This window comes from Bacillus sp. LJBV19, assembly GCF_017797845.1.
Taxonomy (GTDB): Bacteria; Bacillota; Bacilli; order Bacillales; family Bacillaceae; genus Bacillus; species Bacillus velezensis.
The window spans coordinates 1,479,213-1,504,656 of the sequence record NZ_CP072563.1; the positions used below are offsets into that span (position 1 = coordinate 1,479,213).

Below are 25,444 nucleotides of genomic sequence, written 5' to 3' on the forward strand. Positions count from 1 at the left end.
TTATCTTTGCTTAAGCGCTATGTGAATTTCTGAATGATTAATTTTAGAATTGCAGAGCATGATAAGACTGTTTTTAATACGGATGGCTAAACGGTATCCTAACCCTGTTAAATCAAAAGAAGAGGTGGTTTAAAAAATGGCTGCAAAGACAAAAACTTCAATTGTTGATAGCAAAAAACAATTTGATGCTATTCATAAGCAGTTTGAAACGTTCCAAATTTTAAATGCTGAAGGAGAAGTCGTAAATAAAGACGCAATGCCTGATCTTTCAGATGATCAGTTAAAGGAATTAATGAGAAGAATGGTGTATATCCGCATTTTAGACCAGCGTTCAATTTCTCTTTCCCGTCAAGGACGTTTAGGTTTCTATGCACCGACAGCGGGCCAGGAAGCTTCTCAAATTGCATCACACTTCGCGCTTGAACAGGACGACTTTATCCTTCCGGGTTATCGTGACGTTCCTCAGCTGATTTGGCACGGGCTTCCTTTACATCAGGCATTCCTGTTCTCAAGAGGCCATTTTAAAGGTAATCAGATGCCTGAGGGAGTAAATGCTTTATCACCTCAAATTATTATCGGTGCTCAAATTATTCAAACCGCAGGTGTAGCTTTAGGTCTTAAAAAGCGCGGTAAAAAAGCGGTAGCTATTACTTACACTGGTGACGGCGGAGCTTCTCAAGGTGACTTCTATGAAGGAATGAACTTTGCCGGAGCATTTAAAGCGCCAGCGATCTTCGTTGTTCAGAATAACCGCTATGCGATTTCAACTCCTGTAGAAAAGCAATCATCCGCACAGACAATTGCCCAAAAAGCAGTTGCCGTCGGTATTACAGGTGTTCAAGTAGACGGAATGGATGCACTTGCCGTTTACGCTGCAACCGCAGAAGCACGCCAGCGCGCAATTAACGGTGAAGGTCCGACTCTGATCGAAACTCTTACATTCCGTTACGGACCTCATACAATGTCCGGTGACGATCCGACTAAATACCGTACGAAAGAAATAGAAAATGAATGGGAGCAAAAAGACCCGCTCGTACGTTTCCGCAAGTTCTTGGAAAACAAAGGACTATGGTCTGAAGAAGAAGAGAACAAAGTGATTGAACAGGCCAAAGAAGAAATCAAACAAGCTATCAAAAAGGCTGACGGCGAATCAAAACCGAAAGTAACAGAGCTGATTGAGAATATGTTTGAAGAGCCGACGTTCAACTTAAAAGAACAACTTGAAATTTACAAAGCGAAGGAGTCGAAGTAAGCCATGGCGCAAATGACAATGATTCAAGCGATCACTGATGCGTTACGCACAGAACTGAAAAACAATGAAAACGTTCTGCTTTTCGGGGAAGATGTAGGCGTTGCCGGAGGCGTATTCCGTGCAACTGAAGGCCTTCAAAAAGAATTCGGTGAGGACCGCGTATTTGACACGCCGCTTGCTGAATCCGGTATCGGCGGTCTCGCTCTCGGTTTAGGCCTGCAAGATTACCGTCCTGTTATGGAAATCCAATTCTTCGGATTCGTATATGAAGTAATGGATTCAATCTCAGGACAAATGGCTCGTCTCCGCTACCGTTCCGGCGGACGCTGGACTTCTCCGGTGACAATCCGTTCTCCATTCGGCGGAGGGGTTCATACACCTGAACTTCACGCTGACAGTTTGGAAGGCCTTATCGCTCAGCAGCCGGGTATTAAAGTTGTTATCCCTTCCACTCCTTACGATGCAAAAGGACTGCTGATTGCCTCTATCAGAGACAATGATCCGGTTGTTTTCTTAGAGCATATGAAACTTTACCGTTCTTTCCGTCAGGAAGTTCCTGAGGAGGAATACACAATCGAGCTTGGCAAAGCTGATGTGAAACGCGAAGGTACTGACCTTTCTATCATCACATACGGCGCGATGGTTCATGAGTCGCTTAAGGCTGCTGAAGAGCTTGAAAAAGAAGGCGTTTCTGCTGAAGTTATCGACCTTCGCACTGTAAGTCCGCTTGATATTGATACGATTATTGCTTCTGTTGAAAAAACAGGCCGCGCAATTGTCGTGCAAGAAGCTCAAAAACAAGCCGGCATCGCTGCCAACGTTGTAGCTGAAATCAATGACCGCGCGATTCTGAGCCTGGAAGCTCCGGTTCTGCGTGTTGCGGCGCCTGATACAGTATTTCCTTTCTCGCTTGCTGAGAGCGTATGGCTTCCAAATCATAAAGACGTTCTTGAAACTGCGAAAAAAGTTCTTGAATTTTAATCAGGCATCATAAAAGACGGTAAAGAGAGTCCTTTTCTCTATATGAAGGAGTCTGTTTACTAGGTTCAATGCTTGCGAATGCATAACTAAAATTTGCTTAATCAACTAGGAGGTCGAAAACTGTGGCATTTGAATTTAAACTTCCGGATATCGGGGAAGGTATCCACGAAGGCGAAATCGTAAAATGGTTTGTTAAGCCGAACGACGAGGTAGAAGAAGACGATGTTCTGGCTGAAGTGCAAAATGATAAAGCAGTGGTAGAAATTCCTTCACCTGTTAAAGGAAAAGTATTAGAATTAAAAGTTGAAGAGGGAACAGTTGCAACTGTTGGACAAACGATTATTACGTTTGACGCACCTGGTTACGAAGATCTTCAATTTAAAGGAAGCCATGATTCAGGAGATGCGAAAACTGAAGCTCAAGTTCAGTCGTCTGCTGAAGCAGGGCAGGATATCGCTAAAGAAGAGACTCCTAAAGAGCCTGCAAAAGAAACCGGCGCAGGACAGCAGGACCAAGCGGAAGCTGATCCGAACAAACGCGTGATCGCGATGCCTTCCGTACGCAAATATGCCCGTGAAAAAGGCGTGGATATCCGTAAAGTAACAGGTTCAGGCAATAACGGACGTGTTGTAAAAGAAGATATCGACAGCTTTGCAAATGGAGGAGCGGCTCAAGAAGCGGCACCGCAAGAAACAGCTGCACCTCAGGAAACAGCTAAACCTGCAGCGGCTCAGGCTCCTGAAGGCGAATTCCCTGAAACACGCGAAAAAATGAGCGGTATCCGTAAAGCGATCGCGAAAGCAATGGTGAACTCTAAGCATACTGCACCGCACGTAACTCTTATGGATGAAGTTGACGTAACAAATCTTGTTGCTCACCGCAAACAGTTCAAACAAGTTGCTGCTGATCAAGGCATCAAGCTGACTTATCTGCCTTACGTCGTCAAAGCATTAACATCCGCTTTGAAAAAATTCCCTGTTTTAAACACATCTATTGATGATAAAACAGATGAAGTGATCCAAAAACATTACTTTAACATCGGAATTGCAGCGGATACCGAAAAAGGCCTGCTTGTGCCGGTAGTGAAAAATGCCGACCGTAAAGCCGTTTTCGAAATCTCTGATGAAATCAACAGCCTTGCTACAAAAGCGCGTGAAGGCAAGCTTGCACCTGCGGAAATGAAAGGCGCTTCTTGCACGATCACAAATATCGGTTCTGCCGGAGGCCAATGGTTCACACCGGTTATCAACCACCCAGAGGTTGCGATTCTCGGTATCGGCCGTATTGCTGAAAAAGCGATCGTCCGTGACGGTGAAATTGTAGCTGCTCCTGTCTTAGCTCTTTCTCTCAGCTTTGACCACCGTATGATTGACGGAGCAACTGCACAAAATGCGTTAAACCACATCAAGCGTTTACTGAACGATCCACAACTTATTTTAATGGAGGCGTAATGTTATGGTAGTAGGAGATTTCCCTATTGAAACAGATACTCTTGTGATTGGTGCGGGACCTGGCGGCTATGTAGCTGCCATCCGCGCTGCTCAGCTTGGACAAAAAGTAACAGTCGTTGAAAAAGCAACTCTTGGAGGCGTTTGTCTGAACGTCGGCTGTATTCCTTCAAAAGCGCTCATCAATGCAGGCCATCGTTACGAGAATGCAAAACATTCAGATGACATGGGAATCACTGCTGAGAACGTAACAGTTGACTTTACAAAAGTCCAAGAATGGAAAGCTTCTGTTGTAAATAAGCTTACCGGCGGTGTTGCAGGTCTTTTAAAAGGAAATAAAGTGGACGTTATAAAAGGGGAAGCTTATTTCGTAGACAGCAACTCTGTCCGTGTAATGGATGAGAACTCTGCACAAACATACACATTTAAAAACGCAATCATTGCTACCGGTTCTCGCCCTATCGAATTGCCAAACTTCAAATATAGCGAACGCGTTCTGAACTCTACAGGCGCACTTGCGCTTAAAGAAATTCCGAAAAAGCTCGTTGTTATCGGCGGCGGATATATCGGTACTGAGCTTGGAACAGCGTATGCGAACTTCGGAACTGAATTGGTTATTTTAGAAGGCGGAGATGAAATTCTTCCTGGCTTCGAAAAACAAATGAGTTCTCTCGTTACCCGCAGACTGAAGAAAAAAGGCAACGTTGAAATCCATACAAGCGCTATGGCTAAAGGCGTTGAAGAAAGACCTGACGGCGTAACAGTTACATTCGAAGTAAAAGGCGAAGAAAAAACGGTTGATGCTGATTACGTATTAATCACTGTCGGACGCCGTCCGAACACTGACGAGCTCGGCCTTGAGCAAGTCGGTATCGAAATGACTGACCGCGGTGTCATTAAAACAGACAAGCAGTGCCGCACAAACGTACCGAACATTTACGCAATCGGTGACATCATTGACGGACCTCCATTGGCTCACAAAGCGTCTTACGAAGGTAAAATCGCTGCGGAAGCTATTTCAGGAGAGCCGGCTGAAATCGATTACCTCGGTATTCCGGCGGTTGTATTCTCTGAGCCTGAACTGGCTTCTGTCGGTTACACTGAAGCACAGGCGAAAGAAGAAGGCATTGAAGTCGTTGCAGCTAAGTTCCCGTTTGCAGCAAACGGACGTGCGCTGTCTCTTAACGAAACTGACGGCTTCATGAAGCTGATCACTCGTAAAGAAGACGGTCTTGTAATCGGTGCGCAAATTGCCGGCGCAAGCGCTTCTGACATGATTTCTGAATTGAGCCTGGCGATCGAAGGCGGAATGACTGCTGAAGATATCGCAATGACAATTCACGCTCACCCGACATTGGGCGAAATCACTATGGAAGCTGCCGAAGTAGCAATCGGAAGCCCGATCCATATCGTAAAATAATAATGTAACAAAGAAACAGCCCCCGTTTGTAAAAGCGGGGGCTGTTTTTATTGTGCAAGCACATGCTGCATAGGTTTGATGATATCCTCTTTTTTCTTTACGGATCCCTCAATCTTCATGACCACATGCCGATGATTGATCACCATCAGCGCAGGGAACGTATTGATTTCCTCTTCCCATCCCTTTCTGTTGTCATAAACCTTCATTTGATCGACATGATGGGGATATTTCTTTTCTAAATCAAGGATCGCATCGTAATAAGGCACTTCTTTATCTATATGATTTTCATCGGAAAAAAACAAGATTTGAGTGTGATGAATGCTGTCGATCCGGTTTTTTTTGAATGGACTGACAGTAGAAACCGAACAGCTTGACAGAACGAACAGCATCAAAAAAAAGGGAATCACCGTACGGTAGCGCATCTATCTTACTCCTCTGTTTTATATAATATATTGGTTCATCCATTTATAAGGACTATATCAAGTGTATCACGAGAGGTGAAAAACCTAAGGCTTGTTACTGAATTGTTATATAATTGAAACCGTTTTTAATGAAGAAATAATACGTGTGACAACTTGCGCAGCCGATGTGTAAAAAAGGCACATTGTTTTTCGTGAGAGCGCTGTTTTTTCGTTATACTGGGGGCAAAACCATATCAGGAGGGATTGTCATGTATAAAGCCGCTGCAGCCGTCGTATGTATGTGCTTACTCGCCGGCTGCCAATCAAATGAAAAAATGCAAACAAACAAACCCCATTCTCAAGCCGCGGCCAATCATGCCAAACGGGAAAACCACCATACAAAAGAGGAAAAACAGAAGGCGGAGCCCCGTTACTATATCAATCCGAAAACCTTTTCTGTGGAAAAAATGGATGAACAGAAAGAGAAAAAACCGATCGCATTGGTAACGATCGATGACGCGCCTGATCAGCATGCCGCTGAGATTGCGGACAAACTGCATGATCTCAATGCGTCAGCGATCTTTTTTGTAAACGGACATTTTTTGAAAAAAGATGAAAATAAGAAAGCGCTTAAGCATATTCATGAGTTAGGTTTTATGATCGGAAATCATACAATGACTCATCAAAACTTAAAAGATCTTTCCGAACAAAAACAACGGGAAGAAATCATTGGCGTCAATAAAGAGGTTGAAAAGGTAATAGGAGAGAAACCCGCATTTTTCAGGGCGCCTTTCGGAAGCAATACGGACTACAGTGACAGACTTATAAAAAAAGAAGGTATGGTGAAAATGAACTGGACCTTCGGGTATGATTGGGATCAGAAATATCAATCCAAAAAAGCGCTTACCGATATCACACTGAGCAGTCCTTATCTGCGGGACGGGGCCAACATATTGATGCATGACCGCAAATGGACGGCGGAAGCCATGCCGGACATTGTAAAAGGATTGCGTCATAAAGGATATACCGTGATTGACCCTCGAGCTATAAAAAGACCGTAAAAAATAAATGTGTTATACAATTTATCAGTTGACATATTAAATGTGACATAATAATATAATAACAACAAGTAAAAATTAAGCGTTTTCAAATTCTGAGAAATGGGGAATGACAGATGGGTACAATTGTTTGCCAAGACTGTAACGAAGCGATTCATTACTTTGAGGATGAGAAGGTCACGACGTTATACGGAACATGCTGCGGACAATGCCAGTGTCATCTTGAAGAAGAGTAAAAAGCGTAAAAAGGCCCGAAACGATTTCGTTTCGGGCTTCTTTATATTTATTGGATGGCTTTTTGCTCTTTGATGACTCTGATCATTTCAAGCGTTGCATCTTCGGGACCCTGCACAGGAAGGCCGGCGTCCAAGTTTTTAAAAATGTAGCTGATATTTTCTTCAGTAATAATCTCACCCGGAATAAAGATCGGAATTCCCGGCGGGTACACCATGACAAACTCTGCGATGATCCGTCCCGCGGATTCTTTTAACGGAATGACTTCCGTATTTGCGTAAAACGCGTCTCTTGGCGTCATCGCTAACAGAGGAATTTCAGGAAGCAGAACTTCGGTTTGCTGATGAGCATAGTCATTGGCGGAAGCCTGCTTTGAAATGTCTGTAAGCGCGCTTACAAGACGGTCGGCATCCCCTGCTCTGTCTCCGGGGGTGAAAATACATAAAATATTATACAAATCGGACAGCTCGACTTCGATATTATATGATTCGCGGAGCCATTTTTCAACGTCATGACCCGTCAGGCCGAGGTTTTTGACCGAAATGATTAATTTAGTCGGATCATAACTGAAGGCAGCTTTAGACCCTGTGATTTCTTCGCCGACACAGCGGATGCCTTCAATTTGATTGAGGCGTTCCCGTGTCTGATCCGCCAGCAGAATCGTATCGTCAAGAAGATCGCGGCCTTCTGTAGCGAGGCGTTTTCTTGCGACATCCAGTGAAGCGAGAAGCAGATAGGATGTTGACGTTGTCGTCAGCATGCTTAAAATCGACTGTACTCTTTCTTTAGAAACAAGGCCTTCTCTCACATTTAAAATGGAGCTCTGCGTCAGGGAGCCTCCCAATTTGTGCACGCTTGTGGCTGCCATATCAGCGCCCGCCTGCATGGCGGACAGAGGAAGCTTATCATGAAAATGAATATGCACGCCGTGCGCTTCATCGACAAGCACAGGCACATCGAAAGAATGCGCGAGCTTTACAATGCTGCTCAAGTCCGCTGCCACACCGAAGTACGTCGGATTTATGACAAGCAGGCCTTTTGCGTCAGGGTGCTCCGTCAAAGCCCGCTCGGCGGACTCAAGCGTAATGCCGTGAGAAATTCCGAGCTCATCGTCAATTTCCGGGTGTATAAAAATCGGCACCGCTCCGGAAAATACAATGGCCGACATAATGGATTTATGAACGTTTCTCGGGATGATGATTTTATCTCCGGGTCCGCATACGGCCATGACCATCGTCATAATGGCGCCGCTCGTCCCTTGTACGGAAAAGAAGGTATGGTCTGCGCCGAATGCTCGAGCGGCCAGATCCTGTGCTTCTTTAATGATGCCCTTTGGCGCATGTAAATCATCCAGAGGTTCGATATTAATTAAATCTATGCTTAACGCGTTTTCTCCGATAAATTGTCTGAATTCCGGGTCCATTCCCGCGCCTTTTTTATGGCCCGGAATGTGGAATTGGACAGGCTGTCTGTCCGCGTGCTTTTTCAGTCCGCTGTACAGGGGTGTTTCATGTTGCGGCAATTGTTTTCCCACCTTTATCATAATACCTACGGATTAGTTTGTATTACATTCAGTTTTATTACCCATTTTTTAAACGTAAAACAAATGAATTATATTATGAACTTGAAAGAAAGTAAAGAACAATTTATGATCTATGGAAGATGCTTATTTTGAGCATGATTATAAAGGAGTGAAGACATTTGGAATATCAATATCCGATGAATGAGGACTGGACGACAGAGGAGGCTGTGGATGTCATTGCTTTTTTTCAGCAGGTGGAAAACGCCTATGAAAAAGGAGCTGACCGAGACAGACTTCTGAATGCGTACCGCCGCTTTAAAGAAATCGTTCCCGGGAAAGCGGAAGAAAAGAAAATCTGCAGCCAATTTGAAGCTGACAGCACCTATTCCCCGTATCGGACTGTGAAACAGGCGAAACAATCAGATCAAGCGATTATCAAAATGTAGACAAAGCGAGCCGGCAATCGGCCCGCTTTTTATGTTATGAGACTTTCTGAGTCAGTGTGTATAAAAAGGAAAGCTTCCTAAAAGCATCTTCAATGGTTTGCAGGAATTCATTGTTGTTCATGTTGATCACGTCTTCTTTTTGCAGCTGAATGCCGCACAAAAGCTCTGCTTTTTTCACTGTCTGCAGGCGTTCAAATAATGTTTTCAGCTGCTCCTGATCCATGTCGGACTGCTTGTACGCACCTGGCTTCGTATGATCCGGCGACCATACAAAATGACCGGGAATCTGTTTTGTGATGTCCTCCTGCTTCGCTTCCAGCAATCTGCCGTATTCCTCTTTTATCGGAGATTCATAAATGATGGCAAACCATACAAACATATGGGTGTCCCATAAACCGATCTGAAAGTGAGGGAGTTTCTTATACCCGCGTTTGCTGTTGGCAAAGGCAACCCAGCTGTCAGCCGGCGGGTTGACAGATCTTCTCGCGTGCTTGGCGACATGCGGGAACATTTCATCTCCTGTCAATGCTGACAATGTCGGTGCGAAATGCTCTCCTAACAAGGTCAGCTTCGGACGGACTTGTTCTTTTAACACCTCCATGCGCGGATCTAAACCTTCTATTGTAAATGTATCGAAGTCTTCTTTTGTAAAACGCATCTGAGTCATCTTTTTCCTCCTTATCGTAAGTATTCATATTTTACCACAGCCGCCGCCGGCCGCAAAAACATTGAGAACGTTTGAGCCGAGAGGATTGGGGTAAAAAACGAATAGGTAAACACACAATTTTAAGAATGTTGTTACAGCCGAATATAAGTTTCCATACGATATAAGAAGTATCATTAATAAATTGGAAAAATGGGATGCTTTTTTAACAAATGATCTCTGGAAGGGGCGAAAGACAATGAGGCAAGTGGTGAAGGAAGGATTCAGGGAGGAAAAAAATAACCGTGTAGCTGTCTGGAGACTAGAGGTTGATTATGAATTGGCAACCCTGTATGAGGCCATGCAAAAAGAGAATGAAGATCAAATCGATCTCAGCAAAAGAAAACTGGAACGTCTCAGAAAAGAATGGATTCGGCTTAACGGATAAAGAATAGTAAAAACGAACCGCAGGAAATGGTTCGTTTTTACGTGAGAAGGCATTTTTTTCATTTTCCTTGCTTTTTCATCGCCTTTATCAGTATGCTATAGAATAAGCTATACATAGAAAAGAGGTACACGGTATGACAAATTGGACGGAAATTGATGATATCGCAAAAAAATGGGTAAAAGAAGCCGGAACGAGAATCAGACAATCCATGCAGGAAAGCTTGACGATTGAAACAAAATCAAATCCGAATGATTTAGTCACAAATATTGATAAAGAGACGGAACGCTTTTTCATTGACCGTATACAGGGAACTTTTCCCGGACACCGGATTCTCGGAGAAGAAGGGCAGGGGGATAAACTCCGCTCCCTTGACGGAATTGTCTGGATCATTGATCCGATTGACGGAACGATGAATTTTGTCCATCAAAAGCGGCATTTCGCGATCTCCATCGGCATCTTTGAAGACGGAAAAGGCAAAATCGGCTTAATTTATGATGTGATGCAGGACGAACTGTATCACGCATTCAGCGGAAAAGGGGCTTATCTGAACAATACGCCGCTTGCTCCTTTAAAAGAAGCTTCCATTGAAGAAGCCATTATTGCAATCAATGCCACATGGGTGACGGAAAACAGAAGGATTGACCCGAGTATTTTGGCGCCGCTCGTAAAACGGGTCAGAGGAACGCGTTCCTACGGTTCGGCGGCACTTGAGCTGGCCAGTGTTGCGGCCGGCCGCATTGACGCATACATTACGATGAGGCTCGCGCCGTGGGATTACGCTGCCGGCTGCGTGCTGCTGAACGAAGTCGGGGGCATTTACACGACCACAGACGGCGAACCGTTTACGTTTTTAGATAACCACAGCGTGCTTGCGGGCAATCCGGCAATACATAAAATTATCTTTGACGACTATTTACATGCTGACAGGTAGAGATTTTGAAGAAGAAGATCTCGGGTTTCTGGAGCAGCTGGCGGCATCACACCCGGTGTGGAAAAGCGAAGAGTTCGGAACAAAAAATGCGGCGGAGTTTATGCTTGCATACTCCATGTACAATGGAACGTGGCTCGTATGGGAGATTGACGGCGCTCCTGCCGCCGTCAGTTTTCATTTGGAATGGGCGCCTTCAAACGGAAAACCGTGGCTCGGAACCGTGGCCGTCGCTCCGGAGGCAAAAGAGAAAGGAATCGGACGCGCGGTCATTGAAGAGATTGCGGGCCGGCTGAGAGGGGAGCATAAAGCGATGTTTTCAGCCGTTCCCCTGGACAGGCAGGAATGGGTTTTGTTTTTAAGCCAATGCGGCTTTGAACAGCTTAAGCTTGAAAAAGACGATCGGGAAAAAACATATATGATCATGGTGAAGCCATTGTGAAATGTTTCAGATATAAAAAAGAGACCGGATTTCTCCGGTCTCTTTTCTTGTTTACAAGCCGACCGCATTCCAGGCCGCTTCTACGCTTGCAGCGTCTTGAGAGCCGTAAAGGTCCCGCGCTGATTGAATCAAAGCTGCTTTTGCATCTTTAAAGCTTGATGACGGAGTGAGATATACCGTCAGTGCACGGTAGTAAATCTGCTCCGCTTTTTTCACGCCGATTTTTGTAATCGTGTTGTAAGCGGCTTTGTTCGGAATTCCGCTGTTTGTATGCACGCCGCCGTAGTCGCCGGCATCAGTATTCGGAAGGTTTCGATAATTTTTGTAATGGTCGGGCTGTCCGTATTTTGTCGGATTGGATAAACTGCGGAGAGCCGGCTGGCTGACCGTAATATCTTCACCGATATCCCAGTCCTCAGTATCATTGAAGTATCCGAATACATCAGAGAAGGATTCGTTTAAAGCGCCCGGCTGATTTTCATAGTTCAGGTTGGCTGTTTCCTGTGTAACACCGTGTGTCATTTCATGGGCCGTTACGTCCATTGAACCGGAAAGAGGCGAGAAGAATGAGCCGTCACCGTCACCGTAAATCATTTGGTCGCCGATCCAGGCCGCGTTATTGTATTTGCTGCCGTAATGAACGGAAGATACGATTTTGCCGCCTTTATTGTCGTAGCTGTTGCGTTTAAACGTCTGATAGAAATAATCGTACACTTTGCCGAGATTGTAATGCGCATCAACGGCAGCGCGCTGAGAAGAAGTTGTGAACTGGTTTGTAGTGCTTGATACGAGCGTGCCCGGCAGGTTATATTGTCGGTTTTGCAGATCGTACGTAATAATTTGCGTTCCGGTAGGTTTAGAAAGATCACGCATTACATATTTGCCGCTTTCAGAAGAAATATGTAATGAGACCGTTTTTCCTTTAAGAGTCGTACCTGTTCCGGTTGCAGCGGCATGCTCCACTTTGTTTTGCTTTTTCAGGACTTTCCCTGTTTCCGCATCAACGGTTACTTCCCAGTTAGCTGGTTCCGGTTCGATGTAGCGGATGGTTACATCATAGGCGAGGCGGTATTTACCGTCTTTTGTGGCCGCTGCTTTCAGCTCGGCTTTGTTTTTGTTTGCAACGTTGCCGTTAGAGACGGCTTCAGGTGATTTGCCGATTGCTTTAAAAGCATGATCCAGCGCCTGATTTGCAGATAATTTTTTGCTGTTTGCCGTTTTGGCAGAAGCATCGTTGTTTAATTCACCGTTAATCGCATAGACATTGTTGGATTTATCGACGTGAATAATGACTTGCGAGTCTTTCACAGGCACACCGTTAACGACAGGCACATAACGGAAGTGCTTGTAGCCGAGATCATCGGTCGTGTGGTCAATCAGCTTCAGTCTCTCAGAAGGGTTGCCTTTGAAGACTTTGCCGTTTTGTTTCAAGTATTGCTTGATTGCTTTGTCACTGACTGAAGGCAATTCAGATTGCACCAAAGAATGCTTCGGCACAAAGTTCGTCAGGTTTTCTTTAAGCTGAGGATTCTCAGCGGCCTGAACACCCGGAAGACTGATGGTTAAACTCATAAAGGAAGCGGCGACAGCAACAGACAATTTCTTACCTAAACCCACAATAAATCCCCCTTTTTGAAAATAATGAAAACTTATATTGTTATAATAAACCAGCATTCTCTCATTCTGCAATATAAAACTAGACTCCGCTGATGAATTGATAGAATCGTCCCGGAAAGGCTTCCGGCGGCCAGCATCGGGGGATAAGCCGAGAGGCACGTGTTGAATCAGACATGAGTCGAATGATGCGATTTATTCTGAAAAAAATGACAAATGAAGTCGGGAAAAATGATAGGGGAAAAATGTTCCGATTTGTAAAACTTTTTTTATAGCCGTTTGTCTAAACGGGTGAGGCCTTAATAAACGAAAAGGATTGTTTCAGATGTCAGAGATTTTCAGTCATTTTATTCAGCATTTCGACAGATATTTCATTTTAAGCAGACAGAGCGTGTTGATCATTCAGTGGTCAGCCGTCTGCCTTGCTGTTTTATACGCGCTGACTTTTCATCCGAAAATCAGCCGTGAGAGAGTCTGGTTTTATTCAGGAACTCTGCTCAGGGCCGTATTATTAGCGGGCATAACAGTTGAATTGGTTCATCAGGTGCAGAGTACTCACTTTAGCGCGCACTATTTGATATCGGAAGAAAGCGAGCTTCTGCCGATCGTTCATCTCTTAATGTATGGGTATGTGCTGCTCACCGCGTTTCACTATATCCTCATGCCGCAGGAGCAGAGGGGAAAGGGCATGTTTTATACGTTTGATCTCACTGTGGTGACACTGCCCGTCATTCAGCTGATCTTCAGCTTTTTCGCTTTCTGGAATATCAGTCCCGATGCGATGGCGGGGGAGGATATAGTTTCGATGCTATGTTTTATTACGGTTGTTTTACTTCTGCTGATTTCTATGAATGTTTTATTCTTTAAAATGTATTGGAAACCGAGACCCGTTTTTATCGGCGTGTTTTATGCCGGGGTCATCGGGCTGTTGGTGTGGGTGCTCGCTGCGCCCTCGGCAGGTGTAACAAAAGATTACGGCAGACTTCTCCCATTTACGGTGTATTTAACGATGGCCGGTTTTCTGATGACCCATCATTTATTTCATCGGTCAGACAGGATCAGACAGCGGACGAAAAGCTTTCTTGCGGCGGCAACGGCCGCTGGTTTTATTGTCTTTTTGAATCCGGTATACAATGCGGGCGATGCAGCTTTTGCGGTTTCAAAGCCGATAGCTGAAGATTCTGTTGATAATGTGGGTGAACATATCACTTCAGACCAAGCGGAACGGATCCTTACTTCATTTTTTCCGGCTGAGAATCCGATTTATTTAACAGAAACCAATCAGGACCTCCATTACTTTTACCGTTTTAAAACGGAAGATTACGAAGCGGAAGTGGACGAGGTTTCCCGATTGATTACAAATTATCAATATCTTAAAAAACCGGAAGGCCGCACTTTAACAGAAGAGGAATACCGGAAAAAGTCGCTGGATTTCTTATCGGCACACGGCCGAAAAATAAAAACACAAGGCATTCAGACAACAGTGAGAAAAGAAAACGGACAGTTTGTCGTGGAGATTGCGCCGAAAACACAAGGGACGAAACACGAAGATTCGGGCACAGTATTTTACTGGGAAAAAGACACCATTATGGGTTTTTCAGAAGATCCGTCTATTTATCAGCTTGAGTCACTACCGCAGGTGCATATGACGGAAAAAGACATAGTCAAAGCATCAAAAGCCGCCTTTCGTACGCTTCAAATGCCTGATCAGACATTTGAAATCACAAATACAGATATAAACAGCCTGATCGGCAGCAGTTTGACCGTAACTGCGAATAACGGAACGGAGCTGATATTTGATGCAGTATCCGGACGTCTTATGAAAATCAGAGTCTCACCTGACAGTACCGTTTTAACAAAAACAGAACTTCAGAAGAAGCTTTTTTCATTGCTGGACGCGGATACTTCAAAGCTTAGACAAATTGATAAATCGGAAGGCAATCTCGTTTTTGAAAACTCTGAAGGCACATTCGTTTATACGCTCCGGAATGAAGAAGGCATGAAAGAGGCCTCATTCTACGGACAGGGAAGTGCCAAAACATTCCCGCATACATACAGAGACGGACAAACAGCATTCAAAAAAGTGGCGGCAGCTTATAACGGCATCATTTACAAAAAGCGGGTGAAGCCTGTCATAGCGGTGAAAGACGGCGTAATATATAACGCATGGCTTGTCATTATTCAGCCGTTCGGTTCAAACCGTCATGACGCATATGTAGTGAACGCGGATACTTACGAGGCGGTGAACCTTTATGAACAATAAAGAAAAAAAGGCTGTCTTCTTCGATTTATACGACCTATATAAGGAGGGGGAACTCGAAGGCGGCACGCTCCAGTGGATGAAAGAACATGAGCCTTTATTCGGAGCTGAGGCGGAAAACAGAAAAGGGCAGAATGAACATGGTTTGAATGCGCCGTCCGGCGATATCCGCCAGATTAAGTACATGAAATGCCTGACGTATGGATTGTACGGATTCTTCATTGTGCTCTCAATCTGGATGACAGTGTGGTTTTACTTTTAAATGAAAAACAAGATGTCAATTGAACAGCTGTACCGTGAACATTATCAAGATATTATGTATTACCTTTACAGACGCACACAACATGCTGAGACCGCTAAAGACCTCGCTCAGGATACATTTATGAAAGCATTTAACGGGCTTGAGTCGTTTAAGGGCCATTCGTCTATCAGAACGTGGCTCTATGCAATTGCCCATCATACCTTCATCAATTGGTACAGACGTGATAGAAAATATCAATTTTCAGATATCACCCTGAATGAAGGGCTTCAGCAAACAACATATGAACTGCCGGAGCATTACGTCGCCCGGACAGACACTCAGAATGCGCTGACCGGGCAGATTCAGCGTCTGAAAAGCGATCAGCAGACCGTTTTAATTTTAAGGGAATTTCAAGAGCTGTCTTACGAAGAGATTGCTGATGTTTTGGAATGGAGTCTTTCGAAGGTGAAGAGCACCCTGTACAGGGCGAGAATGCAGCTGAAACAGCATTTGGCGGAAAAAAGGAAGGACGGACAGATATGACTTGCTGTTTAGTGAGAGATTTACTCCCTTTATATATTGAAGGCGATTGTGAAACAGAAACGGAGCGGTTTATTTCCCGCCATCTTGAATCATGCGGTAAGTGCGGGAGTTTATATCATATGATGAAGGAGCCGCTTGACCTCGGCAGCCCTGAGATGAAGGCGCCAGCCTGTTATGCAGAAGAAGAAAGGCGGTTTAAGGAACGGTATTACGGGAAGCTGCTGATAAAAGCAGCCTGTTTGTTCGGCGCTGTTTTCTTTATCATGCTGATCCTTAAACTGCTGATTTAAAAAAACGCCCGGCTGAATGACCGGGCGTTTTAATCCGTTTACTCAGCCGGATGAAAGGCTGTATAAATGCCTTCAAGCAATTCCTGGGGCAGTGAATTAAAGAATCCGGCACACAGCTTTGCTTCTTTTTTTCCTGCTCCTGCTTTTTCAGCAAGGTCCTGATCAAACGTATACTCACCGTCTTCTTCAATCAGCGCAGATTGAAGGATATGAAGACTTTGGGAAAAAGCGGTGAACAGCTGATCAACGATAAGGGCCTCTTTTTCCGTAAAGCCGAGCTCCACCGCTTTTTCTTTATTAAATGTATATTCGCCGTCCGTTTTCTCAATACATTGGGAAAGAACGGTTAAAAATTCGGTTGAACTGTCCCACAGCTTTTGAATGATCTGGGCTTGTTCTTGATCTAATCCCAATTCCACCGCTTTTTCGCTGTCAAAATAATAGACACCGTCTTTTTCGTAAATCGATTGGCTGATGATGTCAATGAGTTTTGCCGCGTCTTCCGGTGTTTTCTCTGCGGAAGCCTGCAGGATATGCGGTTCATTTGCCTGGATCGTTTTTGCGCCGGCAGAATCAAGCGGACTGAATGCAAGCAAGGCGGCTGAGGCGGTTGCGGCGGCAGTTACAGCGGTTTTCTTCAAAAAAGATGTTTTCATTTCGTTCTCTCCTTGTCATGTGTATTTGCTTACAGCCACAAGTATAAAAAGACAATGATGGAATTGATATAGGAGGTATGGTATTTTCTGCATAACGATGCCGGACTATTTCAGACTTCATTTTCTGAGGGAATCTGCTGATGTAACTAGAGTGGGGGCCGTCATTTCCGGCTTCCTGACTAGGCGGCGGGGGAGATAAGCCTTACATCTAAAGCCTGTTTTGAGGATGTAAAAAAGCCTGAATCTTTGATTCAGGCTTTATTAGATATTGTGCTTTTCATGTTTACGGAATTTTGCAAAGGGTCATGCTTTTAATCAAGCAGTCCCTGTTCGCGCATTTTTTTCTTTACGGTGAAACCGCTTCCCATCATGGCGATAACGAGAACAATGCTTCCGATGATGCCCCATGCGCTTTTCTCAGCGATTGATACGCCGATCAGCATCATGCTGAAGACTGCTGCGAATGCAAATAATAATAAGAGCCAATTCAATTTTTTCATATTTCCATCCCCTTTAACGTCATACTTTCAGTTTACAGAAAAACGTAACGCTTTTAAAGAGGATGTGTGGTATAATATGAAAGTTATCTAATTTTTTTAGGAGATGAAAATGTGAAACTTCGAAACGATCTTCGCAACATCGCGATTATTGCCCACGTTGACCATGGGAAAACGACTTTGGTAGACCAATTGCTTCACCAAGCCGGAACATTCCGTGCCAACGAAAATATTGCCGAGCGCGCAATGGATTCAAACGATCTTGAACGTGAACGCGGTATTACAATTCTTGCGAAAAATACTGCGATTAACTATAAAGATACACGCATTAATATTTTGGACACTCCGGGACACGCCGACTTCGGCGGAGAGGTAGAACGGATTATGAAAATGGTTGACGGCGTTCTGTTAGTCGTTGACGCATATGAAGGCTGCATGCCGCAAACCCGTTTTGTACTGAAAAAAGCCCTTGAGCAGAACTTAAATCCGGTTGTCGTCGTAAACAAAATCGACCGTGATTTCGCCCGTCCGGAAGAAGTCATTGATGAAGTGCTTGATTTGTTCATCGAGCTTGACGCAAACGAAGAACAGCTTGAGTTCCCTGTCGTCTATGCTTCTGCGATTAACGGAACGGCAAGTCTGGATCCGAAAAAGCAGGACGAAAATATGGAATCACTGTATGAAACGATTCTTGAACATGTCCCTGCCCCGGTTGATAACGCCGAAGAGCCTCTTCAATTCCAAGTGGCGCTGCTTGATTACAATGATTATGTCGGCCGTATCGGTATCGGACGCGTTTTCCGCGGCACGATGAAAGTGGGTCAGCAGGTTTCATTGATGAAACTTGACGGAACGGTAAAATCATTCCGCGTAACGAAAATCTTCGGTTTCCAAGGATTGAAACGCGTGGAAATTGAAGAAGCGAGAGCGGGAGACCTCGTTGCCGTTTCGGGCATGGAAGACATCAACGTCGGTGAAACGGTTTGTCCGGCTGAACACCATGAGCCGCTGCCGGTTCTGCGCATTGATGAGCCTACGCTCCAAATGACATTTGTCGTAAACAACAGCCCGTTTGCAGGTCGTGAAGGCAAATATGTCACATCCCGTAAAATTGAAGAGCGTCTGAACGCGCAGCTTCAAACAGATGTCAGTCTCCGTGTCGAACCGACTGCATCACCTGACGCATGGGTTGTTTCAGGACGCGGTGAGCTTCACCTGTCCATTTTAATTGAAAACATGCGCCGTGAAGGCTATGAGCTTCAAGTGTCTAAGCCTGAAGTTATCATTAAGGAAATCGACGGCGTAAGCTGCGAGCCTGTTGAGCGCGTGCAGATTGACGTGCCTGAAGAGCATACCGGTTCTGTTATGGAATCAATGGGTGCGAGAAAAGGCGAAATGCTTGATATGATTAATAACGGAAACGGCCAGGTCCGCCTGATCTTTACCGTACCTTCACGCGGACTCATCGGCTATTCTACTGAGTTTCTGTCACTGACACGCGGTTTCGGTATCCTGAACCACACGTTTGACAGCTATCAGCCGATGCAAAAAGGCCAAGTCGGAGGCCGCCGTCAGGGTGTGCTCGTTTCCATGGAAAACGGAAAAGCGACATCTTACGGAATTCAAGGTATTGAAGACCGCGGCGTCATCTTCGTTGAGCCTGGAACAGAAGTATATGAAGGCATGATTGTCGGTGAACATAACCGTGACAATGACCTTGTCGTCAATGTCAGCAAAATGAAACAGCAGACAAACGTCCGTTCCGCTACGAAGGATCAAACGACTACGATTAAGAAAGCGCGCATTATGTCGCTTGAAGAATCACTCGAGTACTTAAACGAGGATGAATACTGTGAAGTAACGCCGGAATCCATCCGTTTAAGAAAGAAAATCCTGAACAAAAACGAACGTGAAAAAGCGGCGAAAAAGAAAAAAACAGCAGGAATGTCTTAATCACTTGCAGAATTTGAAAAGGTAGAACCCGAACGGAAAAGGGGAGGGGGATCCTTTTGAATGAAGTAAGTGAACGGCTGTCGTTCTTTGCGGCTCTTTACCAAGTGGATGAGCATCCGCTGACGGGAATGTGGCTGTTATACGGAACGATCGTCGTGCTTTCGGTGATTGTATTTAAACTCGGCTTTGCCAAACGGCTGCCGGTGTTGAAGGCTGCGGCAGTTTATCTCTTTCTCGTGCTCGGCTGCACCGTGCTGACTTTTTTCGGTGTGTTTCTGCCGGTCGGAGAAGGGCTGGTTGTCGCCGCCTTGATTTTGATCGTTTACAAAATCCGTCTGCACCAGTCCAAAAAAAGCCAGTCAACTAAACCGCAATAAAAAAATGACCTTGCCTTCCGGCGGGTCATTTTTTATTCGGTTTATTTTTTCAGTTTATCTTTTTTCGCTTTTTGTCCGGGATGAAAGGAAAAGTGTCCGGTATTCAGCCGCGCCTCCGTTTTGACTTTGATTCGGTCATGGCATCCCCGGCACATATATGTATGAATCGGACGATTGCGGAGGCGTTTGGCTGTCAGTGTTTCATCATCAATTTGTTCGATTTTGTCGCAAATGGAACATTTTACTCTCATTGATTTTTCACCTCTTTCACTATGACAAGCATTATATCATGGATGCCCCTCCTGCCAAAGGGAAAGAAAGCAGCGCCCTTCCTTTGGAGCGGGCGCTGCTTTTTACCGGCGGTTTTTCATATGATGATCCGATTGATCGTTCTGTTCGTTCTGCAGCTTGTTCTGGTCTCTTTGGTTCAGCTGATCATCATTCGATTGAGTCGGTGATTCTTTTTCATTGTCGGTCACATCATTCGGGACTTCCGGCATGACGCGGCCGACGATGGCGGCAAGTTCGTCCAAAATGCCTGAAACAGGGCGGCCGGCCTTAATGTCGCTGCCCATGCCTCTCAGACGGGAAACCGTATCAGGATCAGCCACGACAACGGCATTGGCGCCGTAAGGATCGTTTTTTAACGCCTGGGCAACCGTGTATTTAATGCTCTCCACTTTGCTTCTTTCTAAATTGTCATCCACATCGATTCCGACAACGGAGTATCTTCCGAGTACAACCGCGGTGGCATCTGAAATGCCGGGGATTTTTTCGGTTACCTCGACGAGATGCTTAGCGATGTCTGTCCGGCCGGGATTTTCAGCTGTCTCAGGAGCCGTATTTTTCACATGGATCGGTTTTGCATCGCGCTGATCGGCTGATTCGTTCTGAATATTGCGGCCGCGGCCGTCCTGTACAGCAGTGCAGCCGGTAAGGATAAACAAGGCTTGTATGATAATGAAAAGAATTCGCACGTCAGATTTCCTCCTTGAATGCTTTCATTTATTTTATTGTTGAATTAACCTTCTATCTTTATTCACCAAATCATATATTTTAGCAGGCATCCCCGTTTTTCGCGGAAAGAGAAGCACACGATGGGCTTTGATCCTTATTTCAGGAGGCTGAGACTTGAGTAAAATTTATGTGTTAGATACGAATGTACTTTTGCAGGATCCTAACGCCATTTTTTCCTTTGAAGAAAACGAAGTTGTCATCCCCGCCGTCGTGCTGGAAGAGGTTGATTCAAAAAAGCGGTATATGGACGAGGTCGGGAGAAATGCGAGGCACGTATCTAAGCTGATAGACGGGCTCAGGGAGAAAGGAAGGCTGCACGAGAAAGTTCCGCTTGAAAGCGGAGGAACGCTCAGAATTGAACTGAACCACCGGTCATTTCACCAGCTCCAAGAAATTTTTATCGAAAAAACGAATGATAACCGCATTTTGGCGGTGGCAAAAAATTTAAGCCTTGAGGAGGAAACGAAAGAAAACGGCCGCCTCGTCATCCTGGTCAGCAAAGATGTGCTTGTCAGGGTAAAGGCGGATGCCATCGGGCTTTTGGCGGAGGACTTTTTAAACGACAGAGTCGTTGATCATGATGAAATATATAGCGGGTACAAAGATATATTTATGAATAAAGAGCGGTTTGCCTCGTTTTATAAAAACAAACAAATTTCAGTTAAGGAGCTTCAGCAGCATCAAGTTTATCCGAATCAATTTGTGCTGATGAAAGATGAATTAGGAGGATCTTCGTCTGCGGTCGGCATGGCAGATAAGAAAGGCGAGACCGTAAAAAGACTCGTTTTCGATGATGAGCACGTATGGGGTATCAGGCCGAAGAACGTCCAGCAGACAATGGCGCTTGAACTCCTGCTGAGGGAAGATATCCCGCTTGTCACCCTGATCGGAAAAGCGGGAACGGGAAAAACCTTGCTTGCTCTTGCGGCAGGGCTTCTGCAGACGGAGGATCTCGGTATTTATAAAAAACTGATCGTCGCGCGTCCCATCGTCCCGGTGGGAAAGGATATCGGATATTTGCCGGGCGAAAAAGAGGAAAAGCTCAAGCCGTGGATGCAGCCGATCTTTGATAATCTTGAATTTTTATTCAATGCGAAAAAGCCGGGTGAACTTGAAGCGATTTTGGCAGGAATCGGATCGATTCAGGTGGAGGCGCTGACATACATTCGGGGAAGAAGCATTCCGGATCAATTTATTATTATTGATGAGGCTCAGAATTTGACGAGGCACGAGGTCAAAACGCTTTTGACTCGGGTGGGAGAGGGCAGCAAAATTGTCCTGATGGGCGATCCGGAGCAAATAGATCACCCATACTTAGACAGTTTAAACAACGGACTTGCTTATGTTGTAGAACGGTTTAAAGAACAAACCGTCTCCGGCAGCGTGAAGCTTGTGAAAGGTGAGAGATCCGGCCTTGCACAGCTTGCCGCCGATTTGTTATAAAACTTCGATTTCTGTGACGCCCGTTATCGGTTTTTCAAAGTCTCCGTCCACGTAAAAATGAACCGGGCCGCCGTCTTGAAGGGGTTTCCCCGCATCGCTGAAATGCGCGATTGCGTCCATCGCCTTTTCGAGCGGCACTTCGGTTCTTTCTGATTTTGAAATAAATGCGCACAGGACAGCGCTTTCTTTCGGCTCGGCATTTGCTAAAACAGCGCCGAGCTTCATGGCGAAGCTGCCGTTCATCAGTCTTTCTTTTTCATAACGTTTTTCGCTTTTTAAAGTCGGCGGCGAAATGCGCCCTTCTCTGATCACCCGTTCCGAATCAAGCGTATGCTCCTGGGTTTCTGCAGAGCCGTCCGGATGAACGGGCTGATTTTTTTCAAACGGAAACTTACGGTCATCGAAAATCCAGACACTCGGATCAATTGTAATCGGGTATGTAACATTGCCTTTTACTTGAATAACGCTCATGGTGAAGCCCCCCTTTACTTAAAGTATAAAAGTTTTCGCATGAATTGTCACTTTGCGTCGCAAATTAGATGTATACAACGGCAGCGAAGTGAGGGTGATCGACATGGTATGCCGGCATTACCAAGAGCTGGACGCATTAGTTCAGGAAGCGAAAAAAAGGACCGAAGAAGGCAAAGTGGCAGACTATATTCCAGCTCTGGCTGAATCTGAACAAGACAGCCTTTCGGTCACGATTTATCATGCGGAAAATACATGTCTGTCGGCAGGAGACGCCGACCGGACATTTACGCTGCAGAGCATTTCGAAAGTGCTTTCTCTGGCGCTCGTACTGATGGATTACGGAAAGGAAAAGGTGTTCAGCTGCGTGGGTCAGGAGCCGACCGGCGACCCGTTTAATTCCATGATTAAGCTTGAAACAATGAATCCGGGCAAGCCTTTAAATCCGATGATTAATGCAGGGGCTCTCGTCGTTACGGGCTTAATTAAAGGGCATTCGCCGAAAGACCGCCTGGATTACCTGCTCGGATTCATCAGAAGACTTGCGAATAATCAGGACATTACATATTGCAGCCATGTCGCGGAATCGGAATTCAGTTCATCCATGATTAATCGGGCCATGTGTTATTACATGAAGCAGTATGACATTTTTAAAGGTGATGTTGAAGAGGTCATGGATTTGTATACAAAACAGTGCGCGATTAAGATGAGCAGTCTGGATTTAGCCAAAATCGGCTGTGTATTCGCCCTTGACGGCAAGCATCCGGAAACCGGGGAGCAGGTCATTAAAAAAGATGTGGCGAGAATCTGCAAGACGTTTATGGTGACATGCGGCATGTACAATGCGAGCGGGGAATTCGCAATCAAGGTCGGCATTCCCGCTAAAGGCGGCGTTTCGGGAGGAATCATGGGCATTTCGCCGTACAACTTCGGAATCGGTATATTCGGCCCGGCGCTTGATGAAAAAGGCAACAGCATCGCGGGTGTGAAGCTTTTGGAAATCATGTCTGAGAAATACAGGCTGAGTATTTTTTGAAACATTTTTTATCATAACATCTGCTTAAATCCTCTTGCAATTTCACCTGATACCCTTTATGATAAATAGAAGAATTAGGTACTCGCCTGGGGAACGGAGGGATACTTTTGGCTTCAGAGATTATAGTTGACCATCAGCAGAAAGCATTCGAGCTGTTGAAGTTAGATGCTGAGAAGATTTTGAAGCTGATCCGAGTACAAATGGATAACTTAACGATGCCTCAATGTCCTCTGTATGAAGAGGTCTTGGATACTCAGATGTTCGGACTGTCGAGGGAAATCGATTTTGCTGTCCGCCTGGGATTAGTTGACGAAAACGACGGCAAAGAGCTGCTGGACAGACTTGAAAGAGAACTGTCTGCTTTGCATGACGCGTTTACAGGAAAATAAATGATCAAACTCAAACTATTCAACGGTTTGGGTTTTTTTATAACCGTAAACCGTTTTTTTGCATCTTCTTTTCGTAAGACGGTCTCTTAATCTGCATTTCATCCGAAAAACTATAAAGAAACTGCGTAAATTGTTTATGAATTATAGTAAAATATAATACGCAATAGGTATTAAACGTAAGCTTTAAGCAGGAAAGAGGATGTTATGTTTAAAAGAATGTTAAAATCTTACGATTATTCATTGATATGCGCTATCATTCTGCTGTGCAGTTTCGGATTGGTCATGGTATACAGCTCAAGCATGATTACCGCCGTTATGCGTTACGGCGTGAGCAGCGACTATTTCTTTAAACGGCAGCTGTTCGCCGTCATCGCGGGGTTTGTGCTGTTTATTATCGCGGCCGTTTTTCCGTACAAAGTGTTCGCCCATCAAAAGATTCAGAAATTCATACTGCTTGCGTCAGTGGCTGCGCTTTGCGCGCTGTTTGTTTTCGGACATGTTGCCGGAAACGCGCAAAGCTGGTTTAAAATCGGCGGAATGGCCATTCAGCCGGGGGAATTTGTCAAGCTGACCCTGATACTGTACCTTGCCGCGGTATACGCAAAGAAACAAAGCTATATCGATCAGCTTTTGACGGGGGTTGCGCCGCCGGTGATCGTCACCGTAGTCATTTGTGCGCTTATCGCTATTCAGCCTGACTTCGGAACGGCGATGATTATCGGTCTGATCGCGCTTTGCGTCATTATGTGTTCGGGATTCAGCGGAAGGACCCTGCTCAAGCTGGTTCTCATGGCGGGAATCGTATTACTCCTTGTCAGCCCGATCATCTATCTGAAATGGGACGATATTTTGACACCCGGGCGTATGAGCCGGTTTGAAAGCCTTGAAAATCCCTTTAAATATGCCAGCACATCAGGCCTGCAGATTATAAATTCGTATTATGCGATCGGCTCAGGCGGTTTTTTCGGTCTCGGTCTTGGAGAAAGCATTCAAAAATACGGTTATCTGCCTGAATCGCATACAGACTTTATTATGGCGGTTATTTCAGAGGAGCTCGGCATTTTCGGCGTCCTGTTTGTCATTGTGCTGCTGGCTTTTGTCGTGTTAAAAGGTTTTTATATTGCGAGAAAATGTGAAGATCCGTTCGGGAGCCTTTTGGCAATCGGGATATCCAGCATGATTGCGATTCAGACCTTTATCAATCTCGGCGGTGTCAGCGGTTTAATTCCGATCACAGGTGTTCCGCTGCCATTTATCAGCTACGGGGGCTCATCAATGTTTTTGTTATTAACGAGCGCCGGTATATTGGTGAATGTCAGCATGCATGTCAAGTACTCAGAAAAGAAGAAAAAGAGGGAGCCCGTTCCGTCTAAGGGGGTAAAAAGACGGCAGACGGAAAAATCTGTGTATCTCTAAAAAACAAGTGTATACACAGGA

General features: G+C 45.2%; 29 protein-coding genes. 20 read left to right on the forward strand and 9 right to left on the reverse strand.

What is annotated here, in order from left to right; all coding sequences use genetic code 11:
- Positions 1 to 136 precede the first annotated feature (136 nt).
- From pdhA to lpdA, 4 genes are all read left to right on the forward strand, one after another.
- Positions 137 to 1,252 (forward strand): pyruvate dehydrogenase (acetyl-transferring) E1 component subunit alpha, encoded by a 1,116-nt coding sequence (pdhA, locus tag J6600_RS07395; RefSeq protein WP_007611171.1) that lies wholly within the window; start codon positions 137 to 139, stop codon positions 1,250 to 1,252.
- Between the two features lie 3 nt (positions 1,253 to 1,255).
- Positions 1,256 to 2,233, forward strand: coding sequence for a pyruvate dehydrogenase complex E1 component subunit beta (pdhB, locus tag J6600_RS07400; protein WP_003154528.1), 978 nt, complete (start codon positions 1,256 to 1,258; stop codon positions 2,231 to 2,233).
- 122 nt (positions 2,234 to 2,355) lie between these two features.
- Positions 2,356 to 3,684 carry a pyruvate dehydrogenase complex dihydrolipoyllysine-residue acetyltransferase gene (gene pdhC, locus J6600_RS07405; protein WP_014417649.1) on the forward strand — a complete coding sequence of 443 codons (1,329 nt, stop codon included), beginning with the start codon at positions 2,356 to 2,358 and terminating at the stop codon, positions 3,682 to 3,684.
- A 4-nt stretch (positions 3,685 to 3,688) separates the two neighbouring features.
- On the forward strand, positions 3,689 to 5,101 hold the full coding sequence (gene lpdA / locus J6600_RS07410) for a dihydrolipoyl dehydrogenase (RefSeq protein ID WP_007409663.1): 1,413 nt from the start codon (positions 3,689 to 3,691) through the stop codon (positions 5,099 to 5,101).
- Between the two features lie 47 nt (positions 5,102 to 5,148).
- Here lpdA and J6600_RS07415 read toward each other — a convergent pair whose 3' ends face one another.
- Positions 5,149 to 5,523, reverse strand: a complete 375-nt coding sequence (locus J6600_RS07415) for a hypothetical protein (RefSeq protein WP_014417650.1) — start codon at positions 5,521 to 5,523, stop codon at positions 5,149 to 5,151.
- Between the two features lie 248 nt (positions 5,524 to 5,771).
- Here J6600_RS07415 and J6600_RS07420 point away from each other — a divergent pair, with 248 nt between their 5' ends.
- Positions 5,772 to 6,563 (forward strand): polysaccharide deacetylase family protein, encoded by a 792-nt coding sequence (locus J6600_RS07420; protein ID WP_209388196.1) that lies wholly within the window; start codon positions 5,772 to 5,774, stop codon positions 6,561 to 6,563.
- A 113-nt stretch (positions 6,564 to 6,676) separates the two neighbouring features.
- Positions 6,677 to 6,796, forward strand: a complete 120-nt coding sequence (locus J6600_RS07425) for a GapA-binding peptide SR1P (protein WP_003154518.1) — start codon at positions 6,677 to 6,679, stop codon at positions 6,794 to 6,796.
- A 47-nt stretch (positions 6,797 to 6,843) separates the two neighbouring features.
- On the opposite strand, the gene J6600_RS07430 is transcribed toward J6600_RS07425, so the two are convergent.
- Positions 6,844 to 8,316, reverse strand: coding sequence for an aminotransferase class I/II-fold pyridoxal phosphate-dependent enzyme (locus J6600_RS07430; protein ID WP_209388197.1), 1,473 nt, complete (start codon positions 8,314 to 8,316; stop codon positions 6,844 to 6,846).
- 179 nt (positions 8,317 to 8,495) lie between these two features.
- On the opposite strand from J6600_RS07430, the gene J6600_RS07435 reads away from it, so the two are divergent.
- Positions 8,496 to 8,762 (forward strand): UPF0223 family protein, encoded by a 267-nt coding sequence (locus J6600_RS07435; RefSeq protein WP_007409667.1) that lies wholly within the window; start codon positions 8,496 to 8,498, stop codon positions 8,760 to 8,762.
- A 34-nt stretch (positions 8,763 to 8,796) separates the two neighbouring features.
- Here J6600_RS07435 and J6600_RS07440 read toward each other — a convergent pair whose 3' ends face one another.
- Positions 8,797 to 9,429, reverse strand: a complete 633-nt coding sequence (locus J6600_RS07440) for a DUF1054 domain-containing protein (RefSeq protein WP_007409668.1) — start codon at positions 9,427 to 9,429, stop codon at positions 8,797 to 8,799.
- Between the two features lie 235 nt (positions 9,430 to 9,664).
- Between J6600_RS07440 and J6600_RS07445 the strand changes: the two genes are divergently transcribed.
- The 3 genes from J6600_RS07445 to J6600_RS07455 all read left to right on the forward strand — a co-directional run bounded on the left by J6600_RS07445 (position 9,665) and on the right by J6600_RS07455 (position 11,223).
- Entirely contained in the window at positions 9,665 to 9,853 is a 189-nt protein-coding gene (locus J6600_RS07445; protein ID WP_003154513.1) for a hypothetical protein, read from the forward strand.
- Between the two features lie 133 nt (positions 9,854 to 9,986).
- On the forward strand, positions 9,987 to 10,784 hold the full coding sequence (gene suhB, locus J6600_RS07450) for an inositol-1-monophosphatase (RefSeq protein WP_017417710.1): 798 nt from the start codon (positions 9,987 to 9,989) through the stop codon (positions 10,782 to 10,784).
- Positions 10,771 to 11,223, forward strand: a complete 453-nt coding sequence (locus J6600_RS07455; protein ID WP_014417654.1) for a GNAT family N-acetyltransferase — start codon at positions 10,771 to 10,773, stop codon at positions 11,221 to 11,223. Before suhB ends, J6600_RS07455 begins: the two co-directional genes overlap by 14 nt.
- Before the next feature lie 51 nt (positions 11,224 to 11,274).
- On the opposite strand, the gene J6600_RS07460 is transcribed toward J6600_RS07455, so the two are convergent.
- The gene (locus tag J6600_RS07460; protein WP_100261765.1) at positions 11,275 to 12,840 is read right to left on the reverse strand and encodes a M4 family metallopeptidase; all 1,566 of its coding nucleotides are present in this window, start codon (positions 12,838 to 12,840) and stop codon (positions 11,275 to 11,277) included.
- 322 nt (positions 12,841 to 13,162) lie between these two features.
- On the opposite strand from J6600_RS07460, the gene J6600_RS07465 reads away from it, so the two are divergent.
- From J6600_RS07465 to J6600_RS07480, 4 genes are read left to right on the forward strand one after another with little or no spacing between them, the layout of a single operon-like run.
- Entirely contained in the window at positions 13,163 to 15,100 is a 1,938-nt protein-coding gene (locus tag J6600_RS07465; protein ID WP_209388198.1) for a hypothetical protein, read from the forward strand.
- Complete coding sequence (locus tag J6600_RS07470) at positions 15,090 to 15,359, forward strand: hypothetical protein (protein WP_017417713.1); 270 nt, start codon at positions 15,090 to 15,092, stop codon at positions 15,357 to 15,359. Before J6600_RS07465 ends, J6600_RS07470 begins: the two co-directional genes overlap by 11 nt.
- Positions 15,360 to 15,881, forward strand: a complete 522-nt coding sequence (locus tag J6600_RS07475) for a sigma-70 family RNA polymerase sigma factor (RefSeq protein ID WP_209388199.1) — start codon at positions 15,360 to 15,362, stop codon at positions 15,879 to 15,881.
- Positions 15,878 to 16,171: an anti-sigma factor family protein gene (locus J6600_RS07480; protein ID WP_007409673.1), complete on the forward strand. Its 294-nt coding sequence runs from the start codon at positions 15,878 to 15,880 to the stop codon at positions 16,169 to 16,171. Before J6600_RS07475 ends, J6600_RS07480 begins: the two co-directional genes overlap by 4 nt.
- 38 nt (positions 16,172 to 16,209) lie before the next feature.
- Here the strand turns inward: J6600_RS07480 and J6600_RS07485 are convergent, their stop codons facing one another.
- Both J6600_RS07485 and J6600_RS07490 read right to left on the reverse strand, forming a co-directional pair.
- On the reverse strand, positions 16,210 to 16,827 hold the full coding sequence (locus J6600_RS07485; protein ID WP_014417656.1) for a hypothetical protein: 618 nt from the start codon (positions 16,825 to 16,827) through the stop codon (positions 16,210 to 16,212).
- A gap of 311 nt (positions 16,828 to 17,138) precedes the next feature.
- Positions 17,139 to 17,327 (reverse strand): YlaF family protein, encoded by a 189-nt coding sequence (locus J6600_RS07490; RefSeq protein ID WP_003154504.1) that lies wholly within the window; start codon positions 17,325 to 17,327, stop codon positions 17,139 to 17,141.
- Between the two features lie 111 nt (positions 17,328 to 17,438).
- Between J6600_RS07490 and typA the strand changes: the two genes are divergently transcribed.
- Both typA and J6600_RS07500 read left to right on the forward strand, forming a co-directional pair.
- A complete protein-coding gene (typA, locus tag J6600_RS07495; protein WP_014417657.1) occupies positions 17,439 to 19,277 on the forward strand; it encodes a translational GTPase TypA in 1,839 nt (612 codons plus the stop codon).
- Positions 19,278 to 19,333: 56 nt separating this feature from the next.
- Positions 19,334 to 19,654 carry a YlaH-like family protein gene (locus J6600_RS07500; protein ID WP_209388200.1) on the forward strand — a complete coding sequence of 107 codons (321 nt, stop codon included), beginning with the start codon at positions 19,334 to 19,336 and terminating at the stop codon, positions 19,652 to 19,654.
- Between the two features lie 41 nt (positions 19,655 to 19,695).
- Here the strand turns inward: J6600_RS07500 and J6600_RS07505 are convergent, their stop codons facing one another.
- Positions 19,696 to 19,905, reverse strand: a complete 210-nt coding sequence (locus tag J6600_RS07505; RefSeq protein WP_209388201.1) for a YlaI family protein — start codon at positions 19,903 to 19,905, stop codon at positions 19,696 to 19,698.
- Positions 19,906 to 20,007: 102 nt separating this feature from the next.
- A complete protein-coding gene (locus J6600_RS07510) occupies positions 20,008 to 20,631 on the reverse strand; it encodes a YhcN/YlaJ family sporulation lipoprotein (protein ID WP_012117484.1) in 624 nt (207 codons plus the stop codon).
- 154 nt (positions 20,632 to 20,785) lie between these two features.
- On the opposite strand from J6600_RS07510, the gene J6600_RS07515 reads away from it, so the two are divergent.
- Positions 20,786 to 22,114, forward strand: coding sequence for a PhoH family protein (locus tag J6600_RS07515; protein WP_014417660.1), 1,329 nt, complete (start codon positions 20,786 to 20,788; stop codon positions 22,112 to 22,114).
- On the opposite strand, the gene J6600_RS07520 is transcribed toward J6600_RS07515, so the two are convergent.
- Positions 22,109 to 22,585 carry a peptidyl-prolyl cis-trans isomerase gene (locus J6600_RS07520; RefSeq protein ID WP_209388202.1) on the reverse strand — a complete coding sequence of 159 codons (477 nt, stop codon included), beginning with the start codon at positions 22,583 to 22,585 and terminating at the stop codon, positions 22,109 to 22,111. The genes J6600_RS07515 and J6600_RS07520 overlap by 6 nt on opposite strands.
- 103 nt (positions 22,586 to 22,688) lie before the next feature.
- On the opposite strand from J6600_RS07520, the gene glsA reads away from it, so the two are divergent.
- From glsA to J6600_RS07535, 3 genes are all read left to right on the forward strand, one after another.
- Positions 22,689 to 23,618 carry a glutaminase A gene (glsA, locus tag J6600_RS07525; protein ID WP_209388336.1) on the forward strand — a complete coding sequence of 310 codons (930 nt, stop codon included), beginning with the start codon at positions 22,689 to 22,691 and terminating at the stop codon, positions 23,616 to 23,618.
- Positions 23,619 to 23,725: 107 nt separating this feature from the next.
- Positions 23,726 to 24,007, forward strand: coding sequence for an Fpa/YlaN family protein (locus J6600_RS07530; protein ID WP_003154494.1), 282 nt, complete (start codon positions 23,726 to 23,728; stop codon positions 24,005 to 24,007).
- 204 nt (positions 24,008 to 24,211) lie between these two features.
- Positions 24,212 to 25,423 (forward strand): FtsW/RodA/SpoVE family cell cycle protein, encoded by a 1,212-nt coding sequence (locus tag J6600_RS07535; protein ID WP_014417696.1) that lies wholly within the window; start codon positions 24,212 to 24,214, stop codon positions 25,421 to 25,423.
- Positions 25,424 to 25,444: the final 21 nt, after the last annotated feature.